Raw genomic sequence first — 10,681 nt, 5'->3', positions numbered from 1 at the left:
ATCAACGCCCACTGAGCATCCGAAAGCAACTGAAACCGCGACACGACCAACAGCATCCCAACAAACAACCAGAATATTTGTCAGACACGCCCTAGACGTAGTCGGGCAGGGTGGCGGCGACCTCGGCGGGGGACGGCATGGCGGCGATCTCCTCGGCGAGGGCGCGGGCGGCGTCGCGCACCGCGGTGTCGGTCATCAGCGCACGGGTCTTCTCCGTGACCGCCTCGGCCGTGAGCGCGTCACCGACGAGCTGATCGGCGACCCCGGCGGCGAGCGCGGCCTCGGCGTTGGCGAACTGGTCGGCGCCCTGCGGCAGGAACAGCTGCGGCAGCCCGGCGCCGAACGCGCCCATCGTCGTCCCGCTCCCGCCGTGGTGCACGACGACGTCCACATGCGGCAGCAGTTCGCTCTGCGGCACCCATGCCTCGAGCCGCACGTTCGCGGGAACCTCGCCCAGTGCGGTGAGATCGACGGACGGACCGGTGGCGACCAGCACGTCGACGTCGAGCGCGGCCAGGCCGGTGATCGCCTTGGTCAGCACGTCGGTGTTCCCGAACGCGGTGCCCAGCGTCAGGTACGCGAGCGGACGGCTCCGGTCACGGCCCTCGATCCCGGCGGGCAGATCACCCGGCACGCTCCAGCCGACCGGCCGCAGCGGAATCCGCTTCGCCGTGTCGAGGAATTCCCTCGACTGCACCGACTTCGGGCAGATGTCGATTACCGGGTCGCCGAACGAGGCCTGCAGTTCGCCCTCGATGCCGAATTCGGCGGCGGTCGCCAGCACCTGCTCGCGGATCTCGTCGCCGACGTCGAGTTCCGCCATCCGGCCGAAAGTGTGGCCGACACAAGGGATTCCGACCCGTTTGGCCGCGTAGGCCCCACCGGCGTTCACCGACTCGTAGATCACCAGATCCGGTCGCCGCTCGGCGAGGATCGGCTCCAAGCCGGCGACGAAAGCCCGCGGCAGGACCTCACCGAACACCCGGCCGATGACCTTGTACAACTCCTTCTGCGGCAGCTGGCTCGGGTCCCCGTCGACGTCCTTCGCCGCCTCCGTGAACGCCTCGGTCATCGTGGCTCCGGCCGCGATACCCGTTACGCCCGCCTTCTCGATGTTCGGCAGGAAATCCTGTGTGGTGGCGAAGCTGACGTCGTGCCCGGCGTCGCGCGCGGCGACGGCGAGCGGGATGAGCGGGAAAGAATGTCCGTAGCCCCCCAGGGCCGTGAATATCAGGCGCATATCTCAACCGTAGCCGTAAGCTGGGCCGCGTGCCCATGACTGTTTCTTCGACGCTGCGGGACGCGGCTTTCCGCTGGATCGCCGACGATCCCGACCCCGCCACCCGTGCCGAACTGCAAGACGTCGTCGCCCGCGCACTGGGCGGCGAACCGGGACGCGCCGAGGAACTGGCCGACCGGATGGCCGGTCCGCTCGAATTCGGCACCGCGGGACTGCGCGGGCCAGTGCGGGCCGGGCCGAACGGGATGAATGTCGCCGTGGTCGTCCGCACCACCGCGGGCGTGGCCGCGTGGCTCACCGCGCACGGGCACGCGGGCGGGGTCGTCGTCGTGGGCCGGGACGCGCGGCACGGTTCGGAGGCGTTCGCTTCCGCCGCGGCGGAAGTGCTCACCGCCGCCGGTTTCGCCGTGAAAACACTGCCGGAGCCACTCCCGACGCCGTTGGTCGCCTATGCGGTGAAGCAACTCGGCGCGGTGGCCGGGATCCAGATCACCGCGTCGCACAATCCGCCCGCGGACAACGGTTACAAGCTCTACGACAGCTCCGGCGGGCAAATCGTCCCACCATCCGACGGCGAGATCGAACGGGCGATCGCCGCGGCCCCGGCCGCGGTGAGCGTGCCCCGATCCCCCGGCGCCGAAATCATCGACCCGCGCGCGGGCTATCTCACCGAGGTCGCCGCGCTGCCCCGCGGCACCGCCCGCGACGTCCGGATCGCCGCGACCGCACTGCACGGCGTCGGCGCCGAGACGCTGCGAGCCGCGTTCGAGCGAGCCGGATTCACCGACGTGCACCTGGTCGCCGAACAGTCCACACCGGACCCCGGCTTCCCGACCGTCGCGTTCCCGAATCCCGAGGAACCGGGCGCGACGGATCTGCTGCTCGCCCTGGCGTCCACAGTGGACGCCGATCTCGCGGTCGCGCTCGACCCCGACGCCGACCGCTGCGCCCTCGGCGTCCGCGAGCCCGGCGGGACGTGGCGAATGCTGCGCGGCGACGAGACCGGCGTCCTGCTCGGCGCGCACATTCTGTCCACTTTGGATCGAACGGTGACCCCGGATCCGCTGGTGGCCACCACGATCGTGTCGTCATCGATGCTCGGCGAGATCGCGAAGGCACAGGGCGCGCGCTACGCCGAAACCCTGACCGGCTTCAAATGGCTGGTGCGCGCGGGCGAGGGCCTGGTGTTCGCCTACGAGGAGGCGCTGGGACTGTGCGTCAACCCGTCCTTCGTCCTGGACAAGGACGGCATCGCCGCCGCCGTCCTCGCGGCGGGACTCGCCGCCACGCTCAAGGCCGGGGGACGCACGATCCCCGAGACGCTGAACGAGCTTTTCCGCCGCCACGGTGTCCACCTGACGGACCAGGTTTCCTTACGGGTAACCGATCTCGCGGTGCGCGGCGAAATCATGGCGAGGCTCCGCGCCGCCCCGCCGGAGTCGCTCGCGGGCACGGACGTCACGCTCGAGGACCTGCTCCCGCACGCGGACGTGCTCCGGCTGACCGGCGAGGGACTGCGCGTGGTGATCCGCCCGTCCGGCACCGAGCCCAAGCTCAAGGCGTACCTGCAGGCAGCGCAGCCGCCGTCCGAGGATCTGGCGGCCGCTCGCGAGAGCACGTCCGCCCGGCTCGCCGCCCTGCGCGCGGACGTCGAGCAACTACTGTCCTGAACATGCCGACGCTGCTGATCGTCCACCACACGCCTTCGCCGTCGACACAGGCGATGTTCGAGGCCGCAGTCGCCGGCGCCACGCACCCGGACATCGAGGGCGTGGACGTCGTCCGCCGCCCGGCGCTGGGCGCGACGGTCCCCGACGTGCTGGCCGCCGATGGTTACCTGCTGGGCACTCCGGCGAACCTCGGCAGCATGAGCGGGGCGCTGAAGCACTTCTTCGACACCGTGTACTACCCGTGCCTGGACGCCACGAAGGGTCGCCCCTTCGGCTACTACGTGCACGGGAACAACGACACGAGCGGCACCACCCGTCAGCTCGACGCCATCACCACCGGCCTCGGCTGGTCCCGCGCGGCGGATCCCGTCCTGGTCACCGGCGACCCCGCCAAAACCGACCTGGACGCCTGCGCCGAACTGGGCGGCACCCTCGCCGCCACCCTGATGGAATAGGTCACACATAAGTGAAGGCGGGGTGTGCGAACACACCCCGCCTTCGTCGGCCTCTACCGGAAGCCCTGGGGGTCGACCTCCGGCGGAAGGCCTGGGCCGAGGGTTCGCCGGACGGGCGATCAACCTCAGCCACACCAGCTTACTACGAAGAGGGGATCTTGACGACCCCGGGCATGCCACAACCTTCCGCCACGGTGTCCGTGTACCCCCAGGACGCGGAAACCGGAGCGGAAGGCGGGCGGGATCGCCGATCCCGCAGCGAGTGTAAACCACTGCATACGCGAGCCGTCAACAGATGCGTACAGTTGTCCCGGAGCCGGAGTTTTCACCGGGAACGGAAGGGGAGCCGGAGGATGTCACGGCAGCGCACGTTCGCCGAAAAGCTGACCGCCCTGATCGACTCTGCCCGGGTCGACGGCCGCGCGCCGCACAGCTATCGCGAGCTGTCGGCGGCCATCGAACGCGCCGGCGGTCCCGCCATGTCCCCCGCCTACATCCAGCAGCTGGCCACCGGCAAACGGATCAACCCGAAGATCCACTACGTCGAGGCGCTGGCGAAACTGTTCGGCGTTCCGGTGACGTACTTCTTCGACGAAAGCGAGAAGTCCGACACGGGCAGCCCGACGGGTGAGGCCAAACTGATGGCACTGCGCGCCCAGGAGCTGTCACCGCAGGGACGGCGGCAGGTGATGGATCTGCTCGACCTGGTCGAGCGCTACGAACGCGCCGAACGCGACAGTGCGGACGAACCGGACGAGCGAGAAAACCGATGAAGGAGCGGGAACCACGCAAACGGTCCCGCCGCCCGTGATCACCGGCACCGGCCGCGCCACGCCGACATGCCGTCAAGGCCACCTTGCGGGCGTCGGACGCCCCTAAGGTGACCTTGACGGCAGAGGTACGTCCAGTTTGGTGACAGCGTTTTAAAACGGTGTTATAGTCAGGGCTCCCCGATCGAGAAGGAGCCGGACATGCACGGGCCCGTTCAGCTGTTCACCGTGATCGCGCTGGTCTCGCTGCCGACGGTCATGTACGGCGGCTACGCGCTGATGGGCGTACTGCGCCGCCGCGAGCTGACCGGCTTCCAGCGCGGAATGTTCCGCGCCGGGCACGCGCACGCCGGCGTCCTGCTCGTCCTCACCCTCGCCGCGCTGCAGATCCTCAACCTCGGCGGACTCGGCGACACCGCCCGCTGGATCGTCTGCTTCCTGCTCCTGTTCGGCGTGCTCGCCCAGCCCGGCGGGATGTTCCTCAACCTGGCGGCCGGGAAACCCGGCAAGGCGGGTCACGCCGTCACCACCGGCGGCGCCGTGCTGCTGGCCGCCGCGATGCTGATGACCGCGTACGGCGTCGCGTTCCCCTGACGCCTGGCAAACCTGTCGGACCCGATCGTTAAGCTTGCTGACGTGCCTGAATACCTGCCCACCGCGCCGACCAGGGGAACCCGCGACTTCCTCCCCGCCGAGATGTCCGTCCGTACGCAGGTTTTCGGCCATCTCTACGAGGTGCTGGAGCGTCGCGGCTTCCTCCGGTACGACGGCCCCATCCTCGAACCCGCCGAGATCTACGAGGCCAAGTCCGGCCAGGAGATCGCCGACCAGCAGTTGTACACGCTCACCGACAAGGGCGGCCGCCGCCTCGCGCTGCGCCCGGAGATGACGCCGTCGGTCGCGCGGATGATCGCCGGGAACGCGAAGTCGCTGTCGTTCCCCGTCCGCTGGTACAGCCACCCCAACTGCCACCGCTACGAGAAACCGCAGCGCGGCCGGGTGCGCGAGCACTGGCAGATCAACGCGGACATCTTCGGCTCGGACAGCGCCAACTGCGAGATCGAGATCTTCGAGCTGGTCCACGATCTGATGACCACGCTCGGCGCCACCGGCGACATGTTCGCGGTGCGCGTCAACGACCGGAATCTGCTGTCCTCGGCGCTGCTCGACCTCGTCGGCGTCAGCCCGGAGCACCTGGCGCAGGTGTTCGCGCTGGTCGACCGCTGGGAGAAGCTCGACAGCGAAAAGCTCGCGGAGAGCGCCGCCGAGATCGGCTTGTCGGACAAGCAGTTCAAGAAGCTCACCGAGGTGCTCGGCGCCGGGACGGCGCTGCTCGACGAGTTGCCCGAGCACGTCAAGGAGAGCTCGAACCTGGTCAAGGTCCTCGCGAGCAGCGCGGCGAGCCTGGTCCGGTTCGAGCCGATGATCGTGCGCGGCCTGGCGTACTACACGTCCACGGTGTTCGAGGTCTTCGACACCTCGCCGGAGAACCGCCGCGCGCTGTTCGGCGGCGGCCGCTACAGCGACCTCGCGTCGCTGTTCACGCCGCAGCAGATCCCCGGCATCGGGTTCGGCATGGGCGACGTCACGCTGATGGACTTCCTCGAAACCCACGAGCTGGCCCCGGCCCCGCGCAGCGAGGTCGACGTCATGGTCGTGCCGGTGGTCGAGGAGCTGTCCGACGCCGCCCGCGAGGTCGCGACGTCACTGCGCCGCGCCGGGCTCCGCACCTCGACCCCGATCGAACTGCGCAAGCTGGGCAAGGAACTCGCCCGCGCCGACAAGGCGGGCGCGGCCGCCGTCGTGATCGTCGGCCAGGAGGACTGGGCCGCCGGGAACGTCACCGTCCGCTCACTCGCCACCCGCGAACAACACCAGGTCCCCATCGCCGACGCCCCCGCCACCGTCCAGTCCCTCCTGTCCTGATCCAAAACTCGCGAGTTACGCCTCCGATCACGCGAGATCTCCGTTCAATCACGCGAGATACGCGGCTGATCACGCGAGATGCGCGGCTGATCACGCGCGGAGGAACCGGAGGGTGAAGGTGGCGCCGGCGCCGGGGACGCCGCGGGCGGCGATCGTGCCGCCGTGCCCGGCGACGACCTCGCGCACCAGGGCCAGGCCGAGGCCGAAGCGGCGTCCGTCACCTTCGGTGCCCCGGGCGAAGCGTTCGAAGAGACGGGGCGCGTCCCGTTGTTCGAACCCGACGCCGGAATCCCGCACGCACAGTTCGACATGCCGCTCGTCCGGGGCGCCGAGCGTGACTTCGATCGTCCCGCCCGGCGGCGTGTGCCCGATCGCGTTGTCCAGCAACGCCGAAAGCACGCGCCGCAACGCTGTCGGCACCCCCGGCACGACATACGCGCCGCCGTCGTCCGACACCGAGATCCGCACGTTCCGCTCCCCCGCGCGCACCGCCTCCGCCGCCACCGCCTGCTCCGCCAGCGCTCCGAGCTCGACCGGCTCCATCCGCGGCGGCTCCGCCCGCAGCCGCGCCGAGAGCAACAGATCGTCGACGACCTCCCCCAGCTCCCGCGTCCCGCTCACCAGCTGGTCGACTTCCTCGGCCACCCGCGGCGGCACCGGCGAAACGCGCGTTCGCCGCGACAGCAACTGCGCCCGCGTGTGCAGCCGCGTCAACGGCGCGCGCAGTTCGTGGCTCGCGTCGGCGACGAACGTCCGCTGCCGCCGCAACGCCTCCCCCAGCGGCCGGATCACCCGGCCCGCCAGCAGATAGCCGGTGAGCACGGCGGCGACCAGCGCCAGCGCCTCGGCGACAGCGAACCCGGTGAGCAGCGAATACCGGTCCTGGAGCTGGTAGATCTGTTCGAAGAACGCCTGCGAGATCACACCGCCGTGATTCTCCGTGCGGATGGTGTAGACCATGCCGCCCAGTTCCCTGGTCTCGGTGAAGACGTCCCCGTCGGCGGGCACCCGCGCGAACGACTCCGTCACCGGCATCCCGGCAGGTGGCTCCCCCGGCGGCACATGCCCGCCGACGCTGAACAACCGCACACAGCCCGGCGGCGGCACCGACAGTCCCTGCCGGATGGTCCAGGCCAACGTGCGCTCGGCCTCCGCCCGCTGGCCGCCGATCAGCACCGCGAACGCGATCACCCCGGAGACGAACACCAGCAGCGTGATCACCACCGCGATCTCGCCGGCGACCAGCCGCCGCGCCCGGCGCAGCTCCCGCGCCTCCGGGTCCCCGCGCGCGGGTCTCACACCGCGCCGATCTGATACCCGAGCCCGTGCACGGTGCGCACCACGCCCCGGCCGAGCTTGCGCCGCAGGTAGTACACATAGGTGTCCACAATAGACTCTCCGGTCGAGTCCGCGAAGATGTTGCTGCGCAACGACTCCCGCGGATGAATCGCTTTCGGCCGCTGCGCCAGCGTGCGGAGCAGCTCGAACTCCCGGCCGGACAACGTGATCCGCTCGCCGACGGCCAGCACCACCTCGTGCCGCCGCAGATCCAGCTCCGCCGTGCCGAGCGGCAGACTCTCCGCGCCGTCGAGGTCCCGCCTGCCGAGCGCGCGCAGCCTCGCCAGCAGCTCCTCGGTCTCGAACGGCTTGACGAGGTAGTCGTCCGCACCCGCGTCCAGCCCGTCCACCCGATCCCCGACATCGCCCAGCGCGGACAGCACCAGCACCCTCGTGGTGACACCCTTGCGCCGGAGCGCGGCGAGCATCGCCAGCCCGTCCATCGCCGGAAGCCTGCGATCGACGATCATCACGTCGTAGTGCCCGACCAGGCCGAGATGCAGCCCGCGCTGGCCGTCGTGCGCCAGCACGGGTTCGTAGCCCTCGTCCGCGAGCAACTCGGCGAGCATCCCGGCCAGTTCGCGGTCGTCCTCGACCACGAGCACACGCTTTCCTGCCTCTTCGCGCACGAATTCATACTGGCAGTCATTTCCTCGTACTTGAACCCTCAACTCTGCGAACAGAGGCCCGGCGGCGGACGGGAATCCGACACAGGTCCCGTTCACCGGGACATCGGCTCAACGTCCGGCCTCCTCGAAGTACGTGGCGCACAAGCGTTTCCGCCGCGCGTCGACAACCATGTACGTACCGAAGACCAGCTGCGCGAGACTCCGCCAGACGTCCTCCCAGCGGTCCCGCACGAACATCACCGCCAGCGCGGCACGACGGCTTCTCGGCGCCTGCCGGGGCGTCAGCAGACACGGCCCCCGGTTCGGAATCGACCGCGTATGCGCGGCACTCGTCGCGAGCGAGTAGCGCCGCAGCACCTCCCGCAGTACGACACGCATAGTCACCGGTGCCAGCCCGCGCGCCGGGCACGGCCGGTTCTGCGTACTGCCGAACGGCAGGAAGTTGACGTCCACAGTGGACTGCTTGAGCCACCGGTCCGGATCGAACTTCTCCGGGCACTCGTACCCGGCGTGGTGATATTCCGGGTAGCTGAAGCACAACACGCTGCCCTCGGTGATCGTGGTGTGCGCCAGCTCGATGTCCGCGGTGGTGATCCGGTGCGCGATCCCGAACAACGGATAGACACGCAGGCATTCGTCGAGCACGCGGTCGACGTAGTCCTCGTCGTCGGGGTCGGCGGCGAGCCGGTCTTGGACATCGGGATGCCGCGCCACGACCATCAGCAGATGGGTCATCGCCTCGGACATCTGCACCACGGCCGTGTTGAAGAACGTTCCCTGCAGGTAATACGCCTTTTCCACAGTGGACAGTCGGGTCGGCAGCGGATGCGGGACGTCGTCCAGCCTGCGCCGCAGGTAGTCGGTCAACCGCTTCCGGCGGCGCATATGGCGTGGGCGCACGCATTTCAGGGCGGAGACGACGTCGTCGGCGTTGGCCACGATCAGCGCGCGGGCTTCGGCCGGGCACTGTTCGCCGAACACCAGCTCGTAGTACAGCTCGGCCCAGATCGGCATCATCGCGTCCCGCAGCCGGACGAACCCGCCCTCGCCGAGTTCGTCGAGCACACGTGTCGCGCACCGCCGGGTCAGCTCCTCCGACTCCGCCTTCGTCCTGACCAGGATCTGCCGCGTCGTCTTCGCGACCTCGTCGTAGCGCGGACCGGCCTCCAGATGTTCCTGGTGTACATGGGAACCCGGTTCGAGCCAGTACCAGAACAGGTCGGACAACGCGGCGCCGCGGCTGCGTCCCCCGGCGGCCGGATCGGCGTAGATCCGTTTGAAGTCCTCGATCCCGATCCGGTCGCCGGGGATCGGCACCCCCTCGTCGCCGTTGACCAGCGCGAAAATCCGCATCCGCAGCGCCACGATCCGTCCTGGCAGCCAGGACGGGAGCGTCACGACGAGCACGGCGAGCAGCGCACGGAGCGCGAGCCGCCTCATCGGTGGCTCCGGACCAGGTCGGCAGTGAGGTCACGCGGCGAGGTCGCGCCACACAACGCGAGCGTATGGTCGAATTCCTCCCGCAGCTGCTCCAGTACCCGCGTGACGCCGTCGCGGCCCTCCGCCGCGAGACCCCACAGCACCGGGCGCCCGATGCCGACCGCCGACGCGCCGAGAGCAAGCGCTTTCACCACGTCCGTGCCACGCCGGACCCCGCCGTCGAGGATCAGCGGGACGACGCCCGCGACCGCCGCGGCGATCTCCGGCAGCGCGTCGATCGTGGCGGGCACGGTGTCGAGCTGACGGCCGCCGTGGTTGGACACGACCAGCCCGGCGACGCCGTGCCGCACCGCGAGCCGCGCGTCCTCGGGATGCAGCACGCCCTTGATCAAGATCGGCAACGCGGTGAGCTGGCTTAGCCAGTCGATGTGTTCCCAGGAGAACTCGGCCGACATCCCGATCGGGCACACGCTCCCCGTGTCACCATGCCGCATGTTCTCCGCGACCATCCCCGGTGGCAGATCGTGGAAGCCGTGCCGGACGTCGCGTTCCCGCTTGCCCATGACCGGTGAGTCGACGGTGACCACCAGCGCCTTAACTCCGGCCCGTTCGGCGCGGCGCACGATCGCCTCGGAGAATGCGAGGTCGGGCTGAAGGTAGAGCTGGAACCACAGCGCCGGATCCGGCGCGACCTCGCGCGCGGCCGCCACGACGTCCTCGACGGCCATGGTCGAAGCCATGCTGACGATCATGATCGTGCCCGCCGCCGCGGCCGCTTTCGCCGTCGCCGCCTCCCCCTCCGGATGCGCGAGCCGGTGGAAGGCCGTGGGAGACACCAAGATCGGCATCGACGCCGTCGATCCGAGCAGCGCTACGGCGAGATCCCGTTTGTCGCTCCCCCGGAGCACCCTGGGCAGCAGGTTGATCCGCGCGAAGGAGTCCTCATTGGACTTGGCGGTGAGTTCGTCGCCTGCGGCTCCCGCGAAGAAGTCGTAGTGCGCCGGGTCGAGCTTCTGGCGTGCCGTCTCTTCGAAATCGGCGATGGCAGGCATCCGTCACCTCTCAGGCCCAGGCCGTCGGCTTCCACCGCCAGCCTGCCCCGCCGATCTCAGAAAACCCTCAGAGCTGCTGTAGGGGGGGGGTGTGGGGGGGGCGGGGCGGGGGAGAGACCCGGATCCCCGACCGGGCGCGGGTGGGGGGGGGCGGGCGCGGC

The 10,681-nt window shown here is 69.7% G+C and carries 10 protein-coding genes; 5 read left to right on the top strand and 5 right to left on the bottom strand.

The window, feature by feature from the left end; all coding sequences use genetic code 11:
* Positions 1-91: 91 nt before the first annotated feature.
* The gene (locus tag ACFWY9_RS42805; RefSeq protein WP_378341590.1) at positions 92-1,240 is read right to left on the bottom strand and encodes a glycosyltransferase; all 1,149 of its coding nucleotides are present in this window, start codon (positions 1,238-1,240) and stop codon (positions 92-94) included.
* Between the two features lie 35 nt (positions 1,241-1,275).
* Here ACFWY9_RS42805 and ACFWY9_RS42800 point away from each other — a divergent pair, with 35 nt between their 5' ends.
* From ACFWY9_RS42800 to hisS, 5 genes are all read left to right on the top strand, one after another.
* Entirely contained in the window at positions 1,276-2,910 is a 1,635-nt protein-coding gene (locus tag ACFWY9_RS42800) for a phospho-sugar mutase (protein ID WP_378341593.1), read from the top strand.
* Positions 2,911-2,912: 2 nt separating this feature from the next.
* Positions 2,913-3,365 (top strand): flavodoxin family protein, encoded by a 453-nt coding sequence (locus tag ACFWY9_RS42795; protein ID WP_378341589.1) that lies wholly within the window; start codon positions 2,913-2,915, stop codon positions 3,363-3,365.
* 353 nt (positions 3,366-3,718) lie between these two features.
* Positions 3,719-4,138, top strand: coding sequence for a helix-turn-helix domain-containing protein (locus ACFWY9_RS42790; RefSeq protein WP_378329466.1), 420 nt, complete (start codon positions 3,719-3,721; stop codon positions 4,136-4,138).
* Between the two features lie 198 nt (positions 4,139-4,336).
* Positions 4,337-4,729 (top strand): hypothetical protein, encoded by a 393-nt coding sequence (locus ACFWY9_RS42785; RefSeq protein ID WP_378341588.1) that lies wholly within the window; start codon positions 4,337-4,339, stop codon positions 4,727-4,729.
* Between the two features lie 42 nt (positions 4,730-4,771).
* On the top strand, positions 4,772-6,061 hold the full coding sequence (gene hisS / locus ACFWY9_RS42780) for a histidine--tRNA ligase (protein WP_378341587.1): 1,290 nt from the start codon (positions 4,772-4,774) through the stop codon (positions 6,059-6,061).
* Between the two features lie 90 nt (positions 6,062-6,151).
* Here hisS and ACFWY9_RS42775 read toward each other — a convergent pair whose 3' ends face one another.
* The 4 genes from ACFWY9_RS42775 to ACFWY9_RS42760 form a co-directional block, all read right to left on the bottom strand.
* Positions 6,152-7,360 carry a sensor histidine kinase gene (locus tag ACFWY9_RS42775; RefSeq protein ID WP_378341586.1) on the bottom strand — a complete coding sequence of 403 codons (1,209 nt, stop codon included), beginning with the start codon at positions 7,358-7,360 and terminating at the stop codon, positions 6,152-6,154.
* The gene (locus ACFWY9_RS42770; protein WP_378341592.1) at positions 7,357-8,004 is read right to left on the bottom strand and encodes a response regulator transcription factor; all 648 of its coding nucleotides are present in this window, start codon (positions 8,002-8,004) and stop codon (positions 7,357-7,359) included. Before ACFWY9_RS42770 ends, ACFWY9_RS42775 begins: the two co-directional genes overlap by 4 nt.
* 132 nt (positions 8,005-8,136) lie before the next feature.
* The gene (locus tag ACFWY9_RS42765; RefSeq protein WP_378341585.1) at positions 8,137-9,468 is read right to left on the bottom strand and encodes a cytochrome P450; all 1,332 of its coding nucleotides are present in this window, start codon (positions 9,466-9,468) and stop codon (positions 8,137-8,139) included.
* Positions 9,465-10,520 (bottom strand): alpha-hydroxy acid oxidase, encoded by a 1,056-nt coding sequence (locus tag ACFWY9_RS42760; RefSeq protein WP_378341584.1) that lies wholly within the window; start codon positions 10,518-10,520, stop codon positions 9,465-9,467. The genes ACFWY9_RS42765 and ACFWY9_RS42760 overlap by 4 nt, the downstream gene beginning before the upstream one ends.
* Positions 10,521-10,681 lie beyond the last annotated feature (161 nt).

This window comes from Amycolatopsis sp. NPDC059027 (assembly GCF_042739735.1).
Classification (GTDB): Bacteria; Actinomycetota; Actinomycetes; order Mycobacteriales; family Pseudonocardiaceae; genus Amycolatopsis.
The sequence above is the reverse complement of the archived record's forward strand: the minus strand, read 5'-3'. Positions and strand labels throughout refer to the sequence as shown.